Origin of the sequence: Eubacterium sp. AF19-12LB (genome assembly GCF_003479125.1) — a bacterium.
Taxonomy (GTDB): Bacteria; Bacillota; Clostridia; order Lachnospirales; family Lachnospiraceae; genus Eubacterium_U; species Eubacterium_U album.
The window spans coordinates 286,074-307,131 of sequence record NZ_QUGP01000002.1; the positions used below are offsets into that span (position 1 = coordinate 286,074).

At 30.9% G+C, this 21,058-nt stretch carries 16 protein-coding genes; 6 read left to right on the forward strand and 10 right to left on the reverse strand.

Translation table 11 applies throughout. The features are described 5' to 3' along the window. Positions 1-127 precede the first annotated feature (127 nt). The gene (locus DWX29_RS03045) at positions 128-2,329 is read left to right on the forward strand and encodes a DUF2339 domain-containing protein (protein WP_118565146.1); all 2,202 of its coding nucleotides are present in this window, start codon (positions 128-130) and stop codon (positions 2,327-2,329) included. A gap of 151 nt (positions 2,330-2,480) precedes the next feature. Here the strand turns inward: DWX29_RS03045 and DWX29_RS03050 are convergent, their stop codons facing one another. The 4 genes from DWX29_RS03050 to DWX29_RS03065 form a co-directional block, all read right to left on the reverse strand. Further along, on the reverse strand, positions 2,481-4,211 hold the full coding sequence (locus DWX29_RS03050; protein WP_022089097.1) for an ABC transporter ATP-binding protein: 1,731 nt from the start codon (positions 4,209-4,211) through the stop codon (positions 2,481-2,483). A gap of 196 nt (positions 4,212-4,407) precedes the next feature. Continuing rightward, on the reverse strand, positions 4,408-5,541 hold the full coding sequence (locus DWX29_RS03055) for a PPC domain-containing protein (protein WP_118565147.1): 1,134 nt from the start codon (positions 5,539-5,541) through the stop codon (positions 4,408-4,410). 86 nt (positions 5,542-5,627) lie between these two features. Further along, the gene (locus DWX29_RS03060) at positions 5,628-6,836 is read right to left on the reverse strand and encodes an NADP-dependent isocitrate dehydrogenase (RefSeq protein ID WP_022089095.1); all 1,209 of its coding nucleotides are present in this window, start codon (positions 6,834-6,836) and stop codon (positions 5,628-5,630) included. A 181-nt stretch (positions 6,837-7,017) separates the two neighbouring features. Beyond that, positions 7,018-7,923, reverse strand: a complete 906-nt coding sequence (locus tag DWX29_RS03065) for a S8 family peptidase (protein ID WP_118565148.1) — start codon at positions 7,921-7,923, stop codon at positions 7,018-7,020. 168 nt (positions 7,924-8,091) lie between these two features. On the opposite strand from DWX29_RS03065, the gene DWX29_RS03070 reads away from it, so the two are divergent. From DWX29_RS03070 to DWX29_RS03085, 4 genes are all read left to right on the forward strand, one after another. After that, positions 8,092-8,319 carry a hypothetical protein gene (locus DWX29_RS03070; RefSeq protein WP_022089093.1) on the forward strand — a complete coding sequence of 76 codons (228 nt, stop codon included), beginning with the start codon at positions 8,092-8,094 and terminating at the stop codon, positions 8,317-8,319. A gap of 137 nt (positions 8,320-8,456) precedes the next feature. Continuing rightward, a complete protein-coding gene (locus DWX29_RS03075) occupies positions 8,457-8,846 on the forward strand; it encodes a hypothetical protein (protein ID WP_117910169.1) in 390 nt (129 codons plus the stop codon). A 109-nt stretch (positions 8,847-8,955) separates the two neighbouring features. Then, positions 8,956-9,246, forward strand: coding sequence for a hypothetical protein (locus DWX29_RS03080; protein WP_022089091.1), 291 nt, complete (start codon positions 8,956-8,958; stop codon positions 9,244-9,246). A 321-nt stretch (positions 9,247-9,567) separates the two neighbouring features. Beyond that, positions 9,568-10,083 (forward strand): SprT family zinc-dependent metalloprotease, encoded by a 516-nt coding sequence (locus tag DWX29_RS03085; protein ID WP_243003056.1) that lies wholly within the window; start codon positions 9,568-9,570, stop codon positions 10,081-10,083. 98 nt (positions 10,084-10,181) lie between these two features. Here DWX29_RS03085 and leuS read toward each other — a convergent pair whose 3' ends face one another. The 4 genes from leuS to DWX29_RS03105 form a co-directional block, all read right to left on the reverse strand. Continuing rightward, a complete protein-coding gene (leuS, locus tag DWX29_RS03090; protein ID WP_022089089.1) occupies positions 10,182-12,596 on the reverse strand; it encodes a leucine--tRNA ligase in 2,415 nt (804 codons plus the stop codon). Between the two features lie 51 nt (positions 12,597-12,647). Then, entirely contained in the window at positions 12,648-14,036 is a 1,389-nt protein-coding gene (locus tag DWX29_RS03095) for a L,D-transpeptidase (protein ID WP_117910167.1), read from the reverse strand. 109 nt (positions 14,037-14,145) lie between these two features. Then, on the reverse strand, positions 14,146-14,808 hold the full coding sequence (deoC, locus tag DWX29_RS03100) for a deoxyribose-phosphate aldolase (RefSeq protein WP_022089087.1): 663 nt from the start codon (positions 14,806-14,808) through the stop codon (positions 14,146-14,148). Positions 14,809-15,087: 279 nt separating this feature from the next. Beyond that, positions 15,088-17,178: an elongation factor G gene (locus DWX29_RS03105; RefSeq protein ID WP_118565149.1), complete on the reverse strand. Its 2,091-nt coding sequence runs from the start codon at positions 17,176-17,178 to the stop codon at positions 15,088-15,090. Between the two features lie 360 nt (positions 17,179-17,538). Here DWX29_RS03105 and DWX29_RS03110 point away from each other — a divergent pair, with 360 nt between their 5' ends. Beyond that, positions 17,539-18,639 carry a prephenate dehydrogenase gene (locus DWX29_RS03110; RefSeq protein ID WP_022089085.1) on the forward strand — a complete coding sequence of 367 codons (1,101 nt, stop codon included), beginning with the start codon at positions 17,539-17,541 and terminating at the stop codon, positions 18,637-18,639. Between the two features lie 52 nt (positions 18,640-18,691). Here the strand turns inward: DWX29_RS03110 and aroA are convergent, their stop codons facing one another. Further along, positions 18,692-19,978, reverse strand: a complete 1,287-nt coding sequence (gene aroA, locus DWX29_RS03115; RefSeq protein WP_117910165.1) for a 3-phosphoshikimate 1-carboxyvinyltransferase — start codon at positions 19,976-19,978, stop codon at positions 18,692-18,694. A gap of 27 nt (positions 19,979-20,005) precedes the next feature. Next, positions 20,006-21,049 carry a tRNA preQ1(34) S-adenosylmethionine ribosyltransferase-isomerase QueA gene (queA, locus tag DWX29_RS03120; protein ID WP_117910201.1) on the reverse strand — a complete coding sequence of 348 codons (1,044 nt, stop codon included), beginning with the start codon at positions 21,047-21,049 and terminating at the stop codon, positions 20,006-20,008. Positions 21,050-21,058 lie beyond the last annotated feature (9 nt).

Sequence of the window (21,058 nt, forward strand, 5' to 3'; positions counted from 1 at the left end):
TGTTTACAATATGCTCTCTACAAAATATACAATGCGTATTTTAGTAGCGGGCATATTATTTATTCAAAAATAATGTATACATACAGAAATTATTTTTTTATTATTTCTGTATATAAAAGGGGTATTTATGCACGATATTTTACAATATGAAGAAAAGCTAATTAAAACCAGATTAGAACTAAATGATTTAATTGAAAAGTATTCTAACAATAAAGAAAACATAGACAAAGCTATAATCGAAAATAAAATTGAATACTTAACAAAAGAATTAGACTATCTTAACAACCAGTTAAATCTTTTAAAATTATCTGTTGAGAATGAAACCGAACATAATAATACATATTCTGCGGACAAACCTCCGGTTAATCCACAACCTTATTATTCTGCCGGGCACAGTTCTGCACCACAGCCTTATTATTCTAAGGGTCAGGTTCATCCTTATTCACCTGTCACTTCTACTACAGGCACTAGCATTGACAATGGTGTTAGAAAAAATTCAACTAAAAATTTCAATAATTTTGAATTACTCATGGGCAAATCTTTAATGGGAATTTTTGCCTCTGTATTAATTTTTATCAGTTTAATTTTATTTGCCACTTTAGTATTGCCAATGTTATCTGATACTGCAAAAATTTTAATTTTATATATTTTCAGTTTTGCACTTATGATAGCCGGAATTTTTCTTCTAAAAAAAGATTCACATAACAAGCTTTATATTTCAATTAGTGGATGTGGCACAGGGGCAATATTCATTTCATTGTTGCTGAGTAACATGTATTTTAAAATTATTAACGAAATAACATTATATTTATTTATATTTGTATGGGCATTATTTGTTTGTGTATTATCTAAAACAAAATCATATATTTTTGCAATTATTGGTCAGGCAGGTATTACAATTTCCATTTTATTTGGCACTTATTTTTGTCACGCTTCAGGCGATTGGAACAAATTGCTTTTTCTCTCTGCATTTTTTGTAGTAACAGAATCAATATTTTATTACACTAATATTCAAGATGAATATCACAAAAATTCAATTTGCAATATATTCAATATAATATGCTTATTCACTTTTAATGCTACAATGCCTGACTATAAACTTTATGCAGGAAATAGCACAGTGATTATTTTGTCTTACTGCATCCTACTACTTTTTATATCCTCTATTATTATTACCGGGTTTGTTAAAATGAAAGTAGATAACAATTTTTCTGCTGTATTCAGTATTACAAATATGTTTTATTATATTGCTTTAACGACCTTATATTGTTTTAGTTTCAATGAATTCTTTAATATAGCCGTAGCGCTCTTAATTCTTATTGGAATTGAATTAAAATTTAAAGATGAAAACAAATTTAATATTATACTTCTTCAAACTGCCATGATGCTTGTTCCGATAATTAGTATGGTACAAATTGCTTTTGATAACAGCGGGAATTTTATTTATAATTATTTTTATTTATCAATATTTATTATCCCATTTGCTGTATACGGTTATTTTTACAAGCAATATATATATAAGATATTCAGTATTGTGTATTTTATATTTTTCGTACTAAACAGTTCTACTAATAATGTTTCAAGATTACTCATTAGTATTTCACTTTTATGTCTATTTTCATTCTTAATGAAATATACAAAAGATTATAGTAATAAAATAAAAATATTATTATACTGTATGTTCATCTTTATTACGATAAATGATTTTAGCAATATAATTGCTCCTTTATTTTCTACACATATAGCTAAGGATTTTACAAGCTTTATTATTATATGTTTAGTTAATATTGTGGCAAAGTTCACGCCATTCTCTAAAAACTGGATATCAGGAAAGAATGAAAAAAGTACAAATATTACAACTGATATTGTAAATTTATTTTTAATGATTTGTGAATTACGTTTTATTATCAAACTAAATAGTCCTGCATTACATATCATTGCCATACTAGTGACTCTAGTACTATTTTTGATAAATTCACAGAATTATTTAAAGAAAGAAAAAATTACTTTTGGTATATATGTTGGAATTAAATTCACTATTCTAATGGTTATAATTTTAAATTCATTCAATTCACCAAATTACTTAATTAGCATTTTTGCCTTTTTGTTTGCAATATTATGTATTGTGTTAGGATTTTGTTTTTCTTTCAAATCGCTTCGTATTTACGGGCTTGTACTTTCTTTAGTAAGCATTGCAAAACTAATTTTATTAGATATTACATATGATAACACTATCGGACATGCTTTAAGCTTTTTTGTCTGTGGAATATTATGTTTTGTAATTAGTACAATTTATAATATAGTAGACAAAAAAATAAATAAGCAATAGGTCCTTTAAATAAAAATCAGGATGGTTTAAACCCACCCTGATTTTTTGTTTATGGACTTTAGTCTGTCCGAAAACAATCACGCAGCATATTATTGTTTTCGGACTATAAACCACCTGCTATACGGATGGCGGCATTTGTATTTATTTTCTACTAATTATTTACATTATATAAATCATAATATATTCCATGTTTATTTATAAGCTCATCATGTGTTCCCTGCTCTTCTATTCCATTTTCAGAAAGAACAAGAATCTTTTCTGCATTTCTGATTGTTGTTAATCTATGTGCAATAACTAATGTTGTTCTGTTTTTTGCAAGCTTTTCTAAAGATTCCTGAACTACTTTTTCACTTTCATTATCAAGAGCTGATGTTGCTTCATCAAAAATCAAAATAGGCGGATTTTTAAGAAATACTCTTGCAATTGATAATCGTTGTTTCTGTCCACCTGACAATTTAATTCCTCTTTGCCCTATATCAGTTTCATATCCATTAGGAAGTGACATAATAAATTCATGGGCATTTGCATTTTTTGCAGCCTCTATAACTTCTTCTTTCGTTGCATTTTTCTTTCCGTAACGTATATTGTCATACACTGTTCCCGCAAACAAATACACATCCTGTTGCACAATTCCAATATTATTTCTAAGATTCTCTAATTTTATTTTTCTAATATCAGTATCATCAATTGTAATTTCACCTTTTGTAACATCGTAAAATCTCGGTATTAAATTACACAAAGTGGTTTTTCCGGCACCTGATGAACCAACTAAAGCTACATACTGTCCTTGTGGAATTTCCAAATTAATATGCTTTAATACTCTATGTGCTGTGTCATTATACTTAAATGAAACGTCATTAAATTTAATATTTCCTTTTACATCATTTAATTCAATTGCATCAGCATTATCTTTAATATCCGGTTCAATTTCCAATATTTCCAAAAATCTTTCAAAACCTGAATACCCATTTTGAAACTGTTCAGTAAAATCAATCAGAGTCTTAATTGGATCCGTAAATATATTTATATAAAGTAAAAATGTAATCATGTCTGTTACATTTACAATTCCTCTTGTTATACAAAATCCACCTACGATTATTACAATCAGATTAATCATTGTAGTAAATGCAGTTAATCCCGAATTGTAACCACCCATATATTTGTAATTATCTTTTTTAGCTTCTAAAAATTCCTGATTTCCAATTTGGAATTTTTCATTTTCAAGTTCTTCATTTGCAAATGATTTAACAACACGTATTCCTGATAAATTATCTTCAATTTTTTCATTGATTGCTGCTATTTTTACTCTGTTTTTCTTAAATGCTTTTTTCATTTTTTTATTAAAAAAGTAAGCATAACAAATCATAAACGGTACCAGAATAAATGCTGCAATTGTAAGTTGTGGACTTATTGTACAAAGAATAATAAGAGCCCCTATTATTTTTATAAAAGAAATTGTCAAATTTTCCGGTCCGTGATGAAGTAACTCTGTTATGTCAAATAAATCTGATGTTACCCTTGACATAAGCTGTCCTACCTTCTGGTCATCATAAAATGAAAAAGATAATTTCTGATAATGTGCAAATATTTCTGCTCTCATGTCATATTCAATTTTTGCTCCCATAACATGTCCATAATTTGAAATATAAAAATTAGAATATGCCTGTATTGCAATTAATATTGTTACAACTACTGCTATAACTATAAGTTGTCTAAAAACATCTTTAGCCGGTAAATATACTACTGTTGAAGTCACATATCTAACTACTAACGGAATTACAAGCGCTATAATTGATGCTAAAAATGCGAAAAACATATCTATAAAGAATACATGTTTATACGGTTTGTAATACTGAAATAATTTCTTCAAATTTTCTTTCATTTTTTACACACTATCCTTTCTTTTTTTCTGATTTGTTCCTAATACCAATACACTAATATTTTATTAGTCTATTGGCATTGGGAATAAATATTTATTATAACGCATAAAAACACTTGACCCACATTATGAGCCAAGTGCTATAATTTTATGCTTTAATTTTAATAATAAAAATTGTCTATTCCATATTCAAATAAATTTATTTCCACTTTATAGAATAAACTCCATTGCTGTTTGCATTTGCTTTTTCAATCTTAATATAGTATGTTCCTGCATTAGCCTTTCCGTAAGTTGTACTATATGTAAGTTTTAAATCTCTCTTGTATCCATAATATGATGTGCTATCAATCTTTTTACCTTTTTTATTGTAAATAGTAAATTTGAGATTATTTTCTACATTACCGTCAAGAGTTATTGTAACAGGTTTCTTTTTCTTTACTGTAAATTTATACCAATTTGCTTTCTTATCTCCTGCTGTAACAATTCCCTTTACTGTTTTTCCTTTTTTTATATTTACTGCTTTAGCTCTCTTAGCTCTGCTTTTAGCCTTAACAGCTGTCTCCTTTAAAGAAAAGCTCTGTTCTTTACCATATGATGTTCCATTAGAAGTAACCTCAAATTTATAAGTTTTACCCTTCTTTACTGCAAAAGATGCCTGACTGTCACTTGTCAAATCAGATACCCATTTTTTTTCACATACAGTCTTACCTGAATCAACAAATGTTACATAACTGCCCATAGAATAAGGAAGTGTTACTGTAACTTTTCCTGTCTTTGTAGCTGTATAATTAAAAACATACTTATCTTCGCCTGAGTTTCTATAATATGTAATTGTCTCACCATCCTTGATTACTTTTGCATCAAGTGTATAGAATCCTGTCTGTACTGTGAATGTATTTGTATAAACATCTTCACCGTTATAGCAATATGAATCAAATTTTATGTAATATGTTCCCGCATTTGAAAATGAAACATAATCTTCAACTGTTGTTGAACCAACCTTCAAATCTGTTAAATATTCCATTCTGTTAGTGCATGCTGCATCAGAATATACTTCAATATTAATATCCTTTAATACACTTGTAGCTGTTGTTACAACTTTTAAGCTTCCCGCCTTAGTAACATTTACAGGTACAACAACACCCTGATAATACTTTCCATTAATAAAATTGCTATTATTATAGCTAAATGTCTGTGGAGCTGTCATTGCTTCTGTGCCATAATAAAATTCTGTCGGTGTAATTGCATCAGCCGCAAACGCTGTTGTAATCATTCCTACAGCCATAATAGTTGTAGCTGCAAGTAAAGTAATCATTTTTCCTAATTTTCTCATTATACTTTCTCCTTAAATAAATTTTTTATATTCAAAATATAAAATGTTCATCTTATATTTTAAATCGATAATTATATACATCAAAATTAAAGTAATGCTTCTAAGTGTCTTCTTATTGCTAAAATGAAATCCTGTGTATTTAATTTCTTTTTATTCTCTAATGTAGAAATAATATATAAATCTCCTGTCATTTCTCCATCTTCAATTGTATCAATACATGCCTTTTCAAGCTTATCAGCAAATTCCATTAATTCAGGGATATTATCTAACTCACCACGTTTTCTTAAAGCACCTGACCATGCAAAAATAGTTGCAATTGGATTTGTTGAAGTTTCTTCACCCTTTAAGTGCTTATAATAATGTCTCTGAACTGTACCATGAGCAGCTTCATATTCATAGTAACCATTTGGTGAAGCAAGTACTGATGTCATCATTGATAATGAACCGAATGCTGTTGCAACCATATCTGACATAACGTCGCCATCATAGTTCTTACAAGCCCAAATATATCCGCCCTCTGAACGCATAACTCTTGCTACTGCATCATCGATTAATGTATAGAAATACTCAATTCCTGCTTCTTCAAATTTTTCTTTATATTCAGCTTCATAAATATCAGCAAAAATATCCTTGAATGTATGGTCATACTTCTTAGAAATAGTATCTTTTGTTGCAAACCATAAGTCCTGCTTTGTATCTAATGCAAAATTGAAGCAGCTTCTTGCAAAACTTTCAATTGAATCGTTAAGGTTATGCATACCCTGTACAATTCCTGCACCCTTAAATTCATGAATTAATTCTCTTGTTTCTTCTCCTGCTTCATTTGTGTATACAATTTCAGCCTTTCCAGGTCCCGGAATCTTCATTTCGCTTCCCTTATATACATCACCATATGCATGTCTTGCTATTGTAATTGGCTTTGTCCAATTCTTAACGTATGGTTCAATTCCTTTAACAATAATTGGAGCTCTAAATACTGTTCCATCAAGAATTGCACGAATTGTTCCATTTGGACTCTTCCACATTTCTTTTAAATTATATTCTGTCATTCTTGCTGCATTAGGTGTGATTGTTGCACACTTAACAGCTACCCCATACTTCTTTGTAGCTTCTGCTGAATCAAATGTAACCTGGTCATTTGTTTCATTTCTGTACTCAAGGCCTAAATCATAGTACTCTGTCTTTAACTCTACGAAAGGTTCTAATAACTCATCCTTGATTAATTTCCAAAGAATTCTTGTCATTTCATCTCCATCCATTTCAACTAATGGAGTTGTCATCTTAATTTTTGCCATCTTACTTCCTCCTAGAAATATACTCGTGTTAAATTATACTTCATTGAACCATCTTTGTAAACTAAACATTTTAACACTTTACACTTTTAAAGACTTGATTTAAAAATCTATAACCGGCAAAATATTTGATGCGTATTATAGTTTAATCATCATAAATATATAAAAGCAAATATAACAATCATCATTTAACACCCAATAATTCTACAGGATTTATAACTCCTGCGCCCTGAATATTAGCCGGCAAATTAACATCCTTGCATGATTCTATCATCTTTCTTTTCACATCTATATTTTTTAATTCAGGATATTTAGATAGCAACAATGCAGCACATCCTGTAACAACAGGTGTTGCCATCGATGTTCCACTTTTTACTGTATATTTTTTCAATTTATAATTATTGTTGCAGCTTACAATATTATTACCATAAGCTATCAAATCAGGCTTTTGAATACATTCACATGTTGGACCTCTTCCAGAATAATTCGATGTGTATCTCCCATTTACATTTACTTTTTTCCCATCCTCTACTACACCAACAGTAATAATTTTTTTACTCACACCGGGCACAGTTATACTGCCTATATCAGGACCATTATTACCTGCAGCTGCAACCACAACTAATCCTAACTGCCATAGTATTTCTACATATTTAATCAAACGCATTTCTGAGCAATTATTATGAATTGTTCCAAAAGATATATTTACTATTTTTATATTATATTTTTCGTAATTATCTATTATCCATTTAATACCATCTATAACTTTATCTTCAATACCTATTCCCTTTGCATTAAGAACTTTTAGAACAACTAACTGAGAACCCTTTGCAATTCCATTTATATTCATTCTTCCATAGAATCTGTCTTTAGATTCTCCGGCTATTATCCCTGCAACGTGAGTTCCATGTCCATTATCGTCATAACATTTTTCCCTATCCCCAATAAAATCCTTAAATAATATAATTTTTCCCTTCAAATCAGGATGTTCTGCCATTCCTGTGTCAAGTATTGCTACAACAATATCCTGCCCAAATATTCCCTTTTCTTCTATATAATCTATTTTCAATAATTTTCTAACTGTATTCATTTCAACTTTCCAATAAATAATATGATATGTACTAAGCAACTCTATAAAAATTTTCATGTTGTCTATACTTTAATATATGTTTTTTTCTTTTAAAGTTTATTTTTTTGTAAACAATTTTAAGTTCATTACATATTATTTAGTGTAAACAATATTTTAGGGGAAACAAATATGAGTGATTTAGCAGCAACAAACTGCGGATGTGGATGTGGTTGTGAAGGAGGAAACAATACTTTATTCTTAATTCTTATCCTTTTATTCTGCTGTGGTGGAAATAATGGATGCGGTTGTGGCGGAAACGATGGCTGTGGTTGTCAGAGCATTCTTTGGATTTTAGTACTTCTTTGCGCATGCGGAAATAATAACGGTGGCTTCTTTGGAAACGGTTGCGGCTGTTAATTGATTCGAAAGATTATTATCAATATGATTTAGAATGTCTTTTGAAAAATGCACTTGCCACTAATTTTTTAGAAGATACAAATCTGTTTTTATTACTAATGGCATTAAGCATTTAAATTAAAAAGGAGGTCAGCCTTATGGATAATGCAAATATGAAGCAAACATTATTTGACAGCATGCTTACTAACAGAAATCTGCAGATTCTAAAGGCTGTTCTCCCTTACATAGATTATGATACGGGCAAATCTCTTGGAATATATATAAAATTTCAGGAATTAAAAAATTCATTTTCTATTAACCCCGGTTCATACATGATTAAAGATAAAAACGGAAATTATAAAGCCATGAATTGTGACAAGCCTCTTGATTTTTCTACTTTATATCCCATTGTAAAAGATTATCTTACAACTGATGAACAGGAAATGTTTGAAACATTTATCGGTATGATGGATATGTTTTCAATGGATAACGAGGCAAAAGAATCTATGTTTGGTGAATATATGGATATGTTTAAAGAAATGTTTTAACTTAAAATTTATCTGCTTTCATAATACATTTTATAAATTTTTAGCGTATAGTAATGCAGATTAAAAATTATTATGTGCTGCATTTATTGTAGCAGAATGGAGATTTTATATGAGCAATAACGAATGGATGAATGATCCTGTTTTATCAGGTATTTCTAATGAAAAATTAAAGATTCTTACAGACATTGTTGAGAACACAGGTGAAATGGATGCAAAGCAAATGATTCCTTATTTCATAAAAGCATCTAATGAAGCGACAAAGCAAGGTGCCTCTTTTACAAATGAAGAAACTGATGCAATTCTTAATGTTTTAAAGCAAAAAATGACACCAAAAGAACAACAAAGAATTGAAATGGTTAAACGCCTTACAAAACTAATGAGTAAAAATAAGAAAAGCTGATTTTTCCTGATAATTTGATAGAATTTTAAATTGCAAGATAGCTTCTTGATTTTACTCATTTTAATAAGTATATTTATTACATATATATATTTATTAGATTATGTATAAATTGTATTAGATTGTGTAAAAAATGTATTAGATATGGACAGTTTGAATACTGTAATCTGCGTGTAAATTAAATTAAATATGGATGTTTTAAATACTATAACTTGCATGTAATTCAAATTATTTACATACACTATCTATGCTTTTGACGATATGAAAGGTACCTTAAAGATGAGCGAATATCCTATTAAAATAATTAAAAGTAAAAGAAAAACTATGTGTTTAGAAATAAAACATGACGGAACGCTTATTGTAAGAGTTCCGTTTTTCATGAGAAATGATGATGTATTAAAATTTGTTAACAGTAAACAGGATTGGATTAATTCCCATTTAAGCAAAATAAAAAACAATCAGGCTGATTTAGAAAATAATTATTTGACAAAAGATGAAATAAACAATTTAATATCTACTGCTTCCGATTATATTCCAACACGTGTTTCTTATTTTGCAAAAATAATGGGTGTTTCCTATAACCGTATTTCAATTAGAACACAGAAAACGAGATGGGGAAGTTGCAGCAACAAAGGCAATCTTAATTTTAATGCTCTACTTATGCTTACTTCTAAAGACATAATTGATTATGTTGTTATTCATGAACTAAGTCATAGAATTGAAATGAACCATTCTCCCCGTTTTTGGTCTATTGTTGAAAATGTATTACCAAATTACAGAGTTCAAAGAAAATGGCTAAAGGAAAATGGATACAAACTGATTAGCAGAATCCCAAGATAAAAATGACGCAGATAACATTACCTGCGTCATTTTATATTTCCCGAAATATAAATTCTATTTTATTTCAAGAAATTATTTTATTGTGTTTTTTGTCCCAATTATTTCATTACTATGTTAATGATTCGTCCCGGAACATAAATTTCTTTTACAACGTTTCCTGTAAGCTTGTCTGCTATTGCTTCTTTTCCTGCTAAAATAGCATCATCTTTTGAAACATCAGCCGGAAGTTCTACGACTGCTTTTGTTTTACCATTTATCTGTACAGGAACTTTAATTGTATCTTCTACCATCTTGCTCTCATCATATTCAGGCCATTTTTCAAATGCAATTGTATCATTGTGACCTAAAATCTGCCAGATTTCTTCACCTACATGTGGACATATACATGAAAACATTTTAATAAAGTTTTCTGCATATTCTTTTGGACATTTTCCTGCTTTGTATACTTCATTAACAAATGTCATCATCTGAGCAATAGCTGTATTATATCCTAACTCTTCAAAGTCATTTGTTACTTTCTTAACTGTCTGATGATAAATCTTTGTTAATGTATTATCGTTTTCATCTACGATTTTCTCTTCATCTGTAAAGAATGCCCATACTCTCTTAATGAAACGATAAGCTCCCTGTACTGCATCAGAATTCCATGGTTTTGAAACTTCAATCGGTCCCATGAACATTTCATATAATCTTAATGTGTCAGCACCATATTCCTCTACAATATCGCTTGGATTTACAACAAATTCAGGGAATCTTTTACCCATCTTAATACCATTTTCACCAAGAATCATTCCCTGATGAACTAACTTCTTAAACGGTTCTTTTACAGGTGAAAGACCCTGGTCATATAAAAATCTGTTCCAAATACGTGAATACATCAAATGACCTACAGCATGTTCAGGACCACCTACATATAAATCTACAGGCATCCAGTGTTTTAACAATTCCTGATTTGCAAATTCTTTATCATTATCAGGGTCAATATATCTCATATAATACCATGAAGATCCTGCTGAACCGGGCATTGTTGCTGTTTCACGCACACCCTTAATTCCATTTTTATCATACTGCTTCCATTCAACAGCATTTTCAAGAGGAGCTTTACCATTCTTTCCTTTATAATCATCCAATGGCGGAAGAATTAATGGAAGTTCTTCGTCAGGAAGGAAATAAATTTCTCCATCTTCTTTATATACACAAGGAACAGGTTCTCCCCAGTATCTTTGTCTTGCAAAAATCCATTCACGGAAGTGATAATTTACTGTTTCCTTTGCAACTCCCATGTCTACTAATTTCTTTGTAATTGCAACTTTTGCTTCTTCAACTGTAAGGCCTGTAAATTCTTCAGAATTAATAAGCTTGCAACCTTTTCCAAGATAATCCTGTTTTTCAAATGCATGCTCAGATACATCTGCGCCTTCAATTACCTGAATCATATCGATGTTATGTGCTATCGCATATTCAAAGTCTCTCTGGTCATGACTTGGAACTGCCATAACAGCTCCTGTACCATAACTTGCAAGTACGAAATCACCAATAAATAAAGGCACTTTCTTACCATTTACAGGATTGATACAATAAATGCCTTCAAGTCTGCAACCTGATTTTGTTTTATTTAATTCTGTACGGTCAAAATCATTCTTCTTAGCTGTTTCAGCAATATATGCCTCGACTTCTTCCTTATTTTCTACTCTGTCCATAAGGCTCTTAACAATTTCACCGTCCGGTGCTAATACCATAAATGTAATTCCATATATTGTTTCAATACATGTTGTAAAGATAGAGAATTTTCCTCCGTCTACGATTTCAAATTCTACTTCTACACCTGTGCTCTTTCCAATCCAGTTTCTCTGCATATCTTTTGTTGATTCAGGCCAGTCAATTTCTTCTAAGCCTTCCAAAAGTTTTTCTGCAAATGCAGGCTGGTCGATTACCCACTGTTTCATATTCTTTCTAACAACCGGATAGCCTCCTCGTTCTGATTTTCCATCAATTACTTCGTCATTTGAAAGAACTGTTCCTAATTCTTCACACCAGTTTACAGGCATATCAATATGTTTTGCATATCCTGCTTCATATAATTTTTTAAATATCCACTGTGTCCATTTATAAAACTTAGGATCAGATGTTGCAATCATCTTAGACCAATCATAATCAAATCCTAACTCTCTTAACTGTTTTGAGAATGTTGCAATATTCTTCTGTGTAAATTCTGCAGGATGATTACCTGTAGTTACCGCATACTGTTCTGCAGGAAGTCCAAATGAGTCATATCCCATTGGATGAAGTACATTGTATCCCTGCATTCTTTTCATACGTGACATAATATCTGTAGCTGTATAGCCTTCCGGATGTCCTGCATGAAGTCCTACACCTGATGGGTATGGGAACATATCAAGAGCATAATATTTTGGCTTGCTAAAATCCCAGACATCCGTTTTAAATGTCTCATTTTCCTGCCAATATTTCTGCCATTTTTTTTCAACTGTCTTATGATTATAAGCTGTAGACATAATTATTTTTCCTCCTAGATTATAGATTATAATTTATAATCATTTTATTATTTACTCAGCTAAATTTGCTGTTGTTTGCATTTCACTTGTCTGAGAAGTAGTTTCCTTAGAATTCTGTGTTGTTGTTTCCTCAGACTTTTTCTTTGTCGTTGTTTCTTCTTTACTCTTCTTTGTAATAGTTTCTTCTTTTTTATGCTTAGTCGATTCAGGTACTTTTGGTTTCTTATTTAATTTAGTTTCCTTAATAACTAATTCAACTGTTGCTTCACAGTTTCCAATATTACCTGATTCATCAGTAGCAATTACTTTAACGGAATTATCTCCAATTTCTAATTGATCTTTAGGAAAAGCCACTGCTTTAATTGTAACTCCACTTTCATCACAACTTGCTTTTGACTTAACTAAATCTTCTATTGCTTTTTTTACTTTATCTTTCTGATAATCTTTTATGCTTGCACTCTTAACTTCATATTTAAATTTATATGTTGATAATGTTACCTTAGGACAGGTCGTATCAATTACTTTAAATACAACTGTCTGAGAAAATTTTTCTCCGGCTTTATTTTTATATGTAAATTTAACTTTATTTTTTCCAAGCGTGCCTGAATCTATTTTATTGTATTTTAATTTCGATGTAACATCCTGTCCGTTAGCATTAATTGCAATTATATTTTCAAGGTATTTTACATCTGTACCTTTTTCAACATATACAACCTTATCACCAACAGCAATTGTACTGTTAGCAAGCTTTAAATAAGGATTAGCTTCATCAGTGTCAGTAGGATCCCACCCACATTTTTTATATGTTTCAGTCTTTGCAAGCGGTTCCATAGGTAATACATCCTTCTTTGAACCTTTTACAATTTTAACTTTAGTTCCTGTTCCACAGTTATCATATATCCATTTTGCATCTCTTGCAGTAAGCAAAATACATGAACCTGCTTTTTGCTTTTCTCCTAAACTGTTATATGATTTTTTATTTAAAGTCCAACTATATTTTTCACTATAATTAACTGACTGAATCCAACTGTTTTCAGAAATCTGTGAGTTATATTTATGCCATGATTTATTAATATCAAGCCAAGTGTATTTTTTCTGAACCTTACCCTTGCCTTCATTTATTCCATCTCCAACGGAACACTGAAAGACATAGGTAGGAACCTCATTATTATCCTTGTCTGTCTCGTATACAATGAGAGCATTCTTTTTTATATTGACCACAAGATTATATTTACCTGTCCCACTATTCTGCTCTTCATCCTGTGTTTCTTCTTTACTGTCAATTCCTTTTCCTTGTGTACTTGCAGTTCCTCTTGACTGTAATCTATGCTGAACATACATCAGGCCGCCAAAAATAATAGCTGCAACAATAATAACCTCTATTAATGTTGTAATTATATTTTTTAAATTTTTAGCTTTTGAATTATCTTTTCTACTCACAAAATCATTCCTTCCCATAATTTCACGCATACTGTTATATTATACAACAAATGGTTATTTTTGCAATAGAATATAGACGTCGCTCATAAGCCCTGATATATGATATTCCCTACTGATTTTCTTCTTTTTCTTTAGCTATTTTTACAATTCTGCTTGTCCCAAGTCTGTCTGCTCCTAATTCAATAAATTTTTCTGCATCTTCTAAGCTACTGATTCCACCTGCGGCTTTAATTTTAGTATTGTTGAATACATTGTCAGCAAATAATTTTACCGAATGGAAAGTTGCCCCTTCTGTGGAAAATCCTGTTGATGTCTTTATATAATCTGCTTTTGAAAGCGAAACTATTTCTGACATTTTTTCTATTTCTTTATCTGTTAAAAGACAGGTTTCAATAATAACTTTAAGTAATTTTCCATTACATGAATCTTTTACTTTGTTAATCTCATTAAATATTTCTCCCCATTTTTCCTCTTTTACCCATCCGATATTTATAACCATATCAATTTCACTAGCACCATCTTTAACGGCACTTTGTGCTTCATAGCATTTTACTTCTGTAGTATTATATCCATTTGGGAAACCAATTACCGTACATATTGCAATTTTTCCATCAACATATTCTGCAGCCTGTTTTACAAAGCTAGGAGGTATGCATACTGAAGCTGTATTGTATTTAATGCCCTCATCACATATATTTTTTATCTGATTCCATGTCGCCTCCGGTCTTAATAACGTATGATCAACTTTTGATAATATTTCTTTAATATCCATCTCATTCTCTCCTTTATAATTTATTTTTCTTTATTTAACAACTAATCGTTAGAAACGTTAAACTAAATGAGTCGTGTTCACTTTATTTTCTTTTACAATATAATATTGAGTTTTTGATGCCTACGGATTGTTCTGTGCTACGCGCTCTCACAATCCTACCACAATATTAAACTATAGGATTATTTGCTTAAGCAAATAACCCTATAGTCACTTACATTTAACATATCATTTAGTTTTTATAATTTCAAACATAATACTTTACACAAGAATCATGCAAAATTATTTATTATTAGCCTCACTTCTTTCACGCACTTCTTTTTCCTGTACATCAACCGGTGCCTGCTCGTATCTGGACAATACGTATTCAAATTCACCAAGTCCACCTGTTATTGCTCTAAGGCTTGTTGAATATCCATACAAATCAGACATAGGAATTTCTGCTTCTATAATTTGAATATTATTTTTATCAGGAGTCATTCCAACAACTCTTCCATGTCTCTTATTTAAATCTCCCATTACATCTCCTGTAAATTTATCAGGTATTGTAACTGTAAGTAATGCCATTGGCTGTAGTAATACAGGCATCGCTTCCATAAATCCTTTCTTAAATGCAATCATGGTTGCTGTTTTAAATGCAACTTCTGACGAATCTACAGGATGATACGAACCATCAATTAATGTTGCCTTAATTCCAACAACAGGATATCCTGCAAGAGGTCCCTTTAAAACGCTTTCCTGTATTCCTTTTTCGACCGCAGGAAAATAATTTTTAGGAACTGAACCACCAAATATCTTTTCTTCAAATACATATGGTTTTGATAAATCTCCTGATGGCTCAAATTCAATTACTACATCGCCATACTGTCCATGTCCGCCTGACTGTTTTTTATGTTTGCCCTGAGCCTGAACTTTCTTTTTAATTGTTTCTCTAAATGCAAATTTTGGTTTTAACAATTCAATTTCTACTTTATATTTTTCCTTTAATTTACTTGCTACAACATCTAACTGCTGATCTCCTATACCATAAAGTAAAAGTTGTCTGTTTTCTTCGTCACTTACTGTCTTAAGTGTCAAATCTTCTATACACAACTTAACCAATGCCTGTGCTAATTTATCTTCTTCACCTTTCTTTACTGCCTTATATCGTTTATATGTATATGGTTTAGACATTGTAGTCGGGTGATAAACTACCGGCCATTCCTTTGTTGCTAAAGTATCGCCTGTTCTGGTGCTTGTAAGCTTGCCTACCGCTCCTATATCTCCTGCGTGTAATTCGGTTATTTCAGAAATATTTTTGCCACATATAGTATAAAGTTTTCCTAATTTTTCCTCGATTCCTTTTGACGGATTATAAACTGTAGTTGATGCCTTAAGTATACCTGTTCTTACCTTTACTAATGAATATTTACCGACAAACGGATCCATTATTGTTTTAAATACATATGCCGTTACAGGTTTAGTTTCATCAAAATCAGCTATTACATCCTCACCTGTATCCTGATTTTTTCCTTTCTTAAATACCTCTGCCTTATCAGGTGATGGAAAATATTTTTCGCATGTCTGTAAAAGCATATTTACACCTTTACAGTTAATACCTGCTCCTATTTGTACAGGAACTATATCACAACTTATTACACTTTTTCTAAGTGCTTTTGATATTTCTTCATTTGAAAATTCTTCCCCACTAAAATATTTATCCATAAGTTCTTCGTCTGACTCCGCCACAGCCTCCATAAGCTGTTCTCTACATGGAATCAAATCACTTTCAAGATTATCCGGTATATCTCTTTCCACATATTCGCCATTATCACCTACAAATTTTCGTCCACCCATTTTAACAACATTTACATATCCTGTTAAAATGCCATCTTCAATTATTGGCAAATGAAACGGAGCAATCTGTTTACCAAATGTTTCCTTTAATTGCTTTACGGTTTCCATATATTTAGCATTAGGATCATCCATTCCTGTAATAAAAAATATTCTTGGAATTTTTCTTCGTTCACATATTTCCCATGCCTTTATCGTTCCTACTTCTAATCCTGCTTTGCCATTTACTACTATTACAGCTGCATCTGCCACACTCATGGCATCCTCTGTCTGTCCGACAAAATCAAAATAACCCGGAGCATCCAGTATATTAATCTTTAATCCGTTCCATTCTATTGGAATAACTGCCGCATTAATAGAAAACTTACGCTTAATTTCTTCTGAGTCATAATCGCTTATAGTGTTTCCATTATCGACACTGCCCATTCTGGTTATCACTCCTGTTGCGTACGCCATTGCTTCTGCTAATGTAGTTTTACCTGCGCCTCCGTGTCCTAAAAAAACTACATTTCTAACCTGAGATGTTTTATACACATTCATAGCTGTACCCTCCTAATATTATTATGTATTGCCCCTTCCAGTGGTTGGTGGCTTATTTCTTGAAACATTTATAAAAAATAATTTCGTTCACCATTTTTAATATTTAATTAATCCGTTCACTATCATACAATCTATTTTACAAAATTATTATATGATTTACAACATTCCTCTATGTTAAAAAACGTTACAATAAAAATTTGTTTTTTCCTATAAAATGGGTTATAATGCCTTGAATAATTCTTATAATTTTTTATTTAATACATAAAGTTTAAATTTTATATTGAATATCTTGCTTTAAAGTGCTAAACTTTAAAGCGTTAAAGTTAGAAGATTAATTTACGGGAAGAAAGGACTTAAAAAATGAGAAAACTAACATTTGGATTTATTGGAATCGGATTAATTGGTGGTTCTATTGCAAAAGCTATTCGACGTGTTTTACCTGAATCAACAATTATTGTATATAACAGACGTGAATCATCCAGAACATTAGCTTTAAATGATGGTACTGCAAATATTGCAACTGATAAGGTTGATTCAACATTTTCACAATGTGATTATATTTTCTTATGCACTCCTGTTGAAAAAAATGTTGAATACCTAAGTATTTTAAAAAAAATTATAAATGATAACTGTATTATAACAGATGTTGGTAGTGTAAAAACAAATATTCATCAGGCTGTAAATGCCCTTGGTCTTGAAGAACATTTTATCGGCGGACATCCTATGGCCGGTTCTGAGAAAACAGGATATGAAAATGCTAATGACCGACTTGTTGAAAATGCATACTACCCTCTTACTCCTACAAATAAAGTTGAGCAAAAATATGTAGATGAATTAACTAAAATTGTTAAAATGATTGGAGCAATTCCAATTCGTATATCTTATGAAGAGCATGATAAAGTTGTTGCAGCAATTAGTCATCTTCCTCATCTGATTGCAGCCAGTCTTGTTAACTTAGTAAAACATAACGACTCAAAGGAAGAGTATATGAAAACTTTAGCTGCCGGAGGATTTAAAGACATAACAAGAATCGCCAGTTCTTCACCTGAAATGTGGGAACAGATTTGTATGACTAACACCAAAAACATCAGCATTATGCTTGACAAATATATTCATGATTTAAAAGATATTAAATCAAGCCTTGATAACAAACGTGGCTCAGACATCAATGCTCTTATTACTGAAAGCCGTGATTACAGAGATAACATTGAAGAACATAACAATTCTATCATACCTAGAAGTTACAGAATTTACTGTAATATTATCGATGAATCAGGTGCAATTGCTACTATTGCAACTATCCTTGCAACAAGTGGCGTCAGCATTAAAAATATCGGAATTGTTCATAATAGGGAATTTGAAGATGGTGTTCTTAAAATTTCTTTCTATGACCAGGATTCAGCTGATAGAGCTGTAGAAATGCTTGAAAGACATAAATATGACATAGTAAAGAGACAATAAATATAACAAAAAAGTGTAACAATTAACAAAAATAACTGTTACACTTTTTTATTTAATACAACGAATCAATTATATCAAAGTAATTTTCAAATGTTTTTTTACAGCACATCGGATTTTTTATAGTTATGCCTCCGCAAACTAACCCAATAAGTGTAAATGACATAGCAACTCTGTGGTCATTAAATGTTTCTATCTCTCCACTGTTGACTTTTCCCGGTTCAATGCAAATATTAACTTTACCATCCGCTAATTCTTCTCTTGCTTTTATTCCTAAACAATTAAGATTAGTTATTATGGCATTTACTCTATCACACTCCTGCATTTTTATATGTCCTACATTTTTTATTAATGTTTTACTTTTTGCAAATGCAGCTACACACGCCATTGTCAATGCCTGATCAGAAAAATCATTCATATCAATTTCTATTCCTTTGTATTCAGATACATTTGAACCATCAATTATAATCCCTTCATCAGTATCTTTTACAAGGCATCCCATTTTTTTCAAAGCATATAAAAATTTAATATCTCCCTGCATTGAATTTAAATGCAGATTTTTTACCAAAACTTTTTTCTTAATCATTAATGACATTGCATAGAAATAACATGCTCCTGACATATCAGGTTCTATCTGATATTTTTCTAATCTGAACCTTTGTTTTTCTATATTATATTTATTTTCTTCAAATTGAACATATTTAATTCCAAATTGCTTAAGCATATTTAAGGTAATTTTTATATATGCACCGTTAACACGTTTTCCTGTTAGTTTTATTTTCAAACCTGTCATAACAGCAGCCATTAATAATGCACTTGCATACTGACTACTTGTATCTGTGTTAATCGAAACTTCTTTCTTGTCTAAACCATTTGAAGAAATAATAAATGGAAAATGACCTTCTTCTTCTAAACAACTAATCTTAACTCCTGCATTTCTTAGCAAATCAATAATTTCACCCATCGGTCTTTTTTTCATTTGTTCTGAAGAATTAAGAGTATATTCTCCTCCTGTAACTGCAAGCATAACCGTTAGGAATCTGGCTGCAGTTCCAGCGCTTCTTACATCTATTGTTGCTTTTCTATTTGGTATTTCCCCTGATGTTCCAACAACCTTTACTCTTTTTTCATTTTCGTCTATAAATAATTGAAATCCCAATTTTTCAAGGCAATCTAAAAATGCTCTGGAATCATCACTAAAAAGTACCCCATCTAAGTTACACTCTCCATCAGACAATGCAGCTAACATTAATGCTCTGTTAGTTATGCTTTTTGAACCCGGCACATTTACAATAATATCTTTATTATTTTCTAATTTCTGTACTATATAAACATCTGTCATTACTAATCCTCATATAAGTTTATGTGTCTATTCTTCTGTTTCATTATCTGTTATAAACATAGCATCTCCAAATGAGAAAAATCTATATTTTTCTTTTACTGCTTCTTCATAAGCTGCCATAATATTTTCTCTTCCTGCAAGTGCTGATACAAGCATTAAAAGTGTTGATTCAGGAAGATGAAAATTAGTTATAAGACAGTCAATTGCCTTAAATTTATAGCCCGGATAAATAAATATCTCTGTCCAGCCATTTCCTGCCTTAACAATGCCATCTTCACCTGTAACAGATTCTAGTGTTCTACAGCTTGTTGTCCCTACAGCAATAACTCGTCCACCATTTTTACGGCATTCATTAATCTTTTTAGCCTCTTCTTCCTCTACATCATAAAATTCGGAATGCATATGATGTTCTAATACATTTTCTACTTTTACAGGTCTAAATGTACCTAGTCCGACATGAAGAGTTACATTTGCAATTTCAACACCCTTTTCTTTGATTTCATTTAACAATTCTTTTGTAAAATGAAGACCTGCTGTAGGCGCTGCGGCACTACCTTCATACTTTGCATATACTGTCTGATATCTGTTTTTATCTTTTAACTGATGTGTAATATATGGTGGAAGCGGCATCTGTCCTAACTTATCAAGTATTTCTTCAAATATGCCTTCATATTTAAATTGTATTAATCTGTTACCTTCTTCAACAACATCAATAACCTTTCCAACTAAAAGTCCTTCACCAAATGAAATTTCAGTTCCAACTTTGCATTTTTTACCCGGTTTAACTAATGTTTCCCAAACATCATTTTCTTTTCTTTTTAATAATAATACTTCAATCTTCGCATCTGTTCCGACTTTACTTCCAAAAAGTCTGGCAGGAATAACTTTTGTATTATTAATTACAAGACAATCTCCTTTATGCAAATATTTAACAATATCTTTAAATATATGATGTTGTATTTTTCCTGTGTTTTTGTTTAATACCATAAGTCTTGAACTACTTCTGTCCTCAAGTGGGTCCTGAGCTATCAGTTCCTGTGGTAAATCATAATAAAAATCATGTAAATTCATTGTTTTTTC

Excerpts from the sequence above, each read along its gene's own strand:
- DWX29_RS03045 (WP_118565146.1), top strand. The coding sequence starts at position 128 with ATGCACGATATTTTACAATATGAAGAAAAGCTAATTAAAACCAGATTA.
- DWX29_RS03050 (WP_022089097.1), bottom strand. The coding sequence starts at position 4,211 with ATGAAAGAAAATTTGAAGAAATTATTTCAGTATTACAAACCGTATAAA.
- DWX29_RS03055 (WP_118565147.1), bottom strand. The coding sequence starts at position 5,541 with ATGAGAAAATTAGGAAAAATGATTACTTTACTTGCAGCTACAACTATT.
- DWX29_RS03060 (WP_022089095.1), bottom strand. The coding sequence starts at position 6,836 with ATGGCAAAAATTAAGATGACAACTCCATTAGTTGAAATGGATGGAGAT.
- DWX29_RS03065 (WP_118565148.1), bottom strand. The coding sequence starts at position 7,923 with ATGAATACAGTTAGAAAATTATTGAAAATAGATTATATAGAAGAAAAG.
- DWX29_RS03070 (WP_022089093.1), top strand. The coding sequence starts at position 8,092 with ATGAGTGATTTAGCAGCAACAAACTGCGGATGTGGATGTGGTTGTGAA.
- DWX29_RS03075 (WP_117910169.1), top strand. The coding sequence starts at position 8,457 with ATGGATAATGCAAATATGAAGCAAACATTATTTGACAGCATGCTTACT.
- DWX29_RS03080 (WP_022089091.1), top strand. The coding sequence starts at position 8,956 with ATGAGCAATAACGAATGGATGAATGATCCTGTTTTATCAGGTATTTCT.
- DWX29_RS03085 (WP_243003056.1), top strand. The coding sequence starts at position 9,568 with ATGTGTTTAGAAATAAAACATGACGGAACGCTTATTGTAAGAGTTCCG.
- leuS (WP_022089089.1), bottom strand. The coding sequence starts at position 12,596 with ATGTCTACAGCTTATAATCATAAGACAGTTGAAAAAAAATGGCAGAAA.
- deoC (WP_022089087.1), bottom strand. The coding sequence starts at position 14,808 with ATGGATATTAAAGAAATATTATCAAAAGTTGATCATACGTTATTAAGA.
- DWX29_RS03105 (WP_118565149.1), bottom strand. The coding sequence starts at position 17,178 with ATGAATGTGTATAAAACATCTCAGGTTAGAAATGTAGTTTTTTTAGGA.
- DWX29_RS03110 (WP_022089085.1), top strand. The coding sequence starts at position 17,539 with ATGAGAAAACTAACATTTGGATTTATTGGAATCGGATTAATTGGTGGT.
- aroA (WP_117910165.1), bottom strand. The coding sequence starts at position 19,978 with ATGACAGATGTTTATATAGTACAGAAATTAGAAAATAATAAAGATATT.
- queA (WP_117910201.1), bottom strand. The coding sequence starts at position 21,049 with ATGAATTTACATGATTTTTATTATGATTTACCACAGGAACTGATAGCT.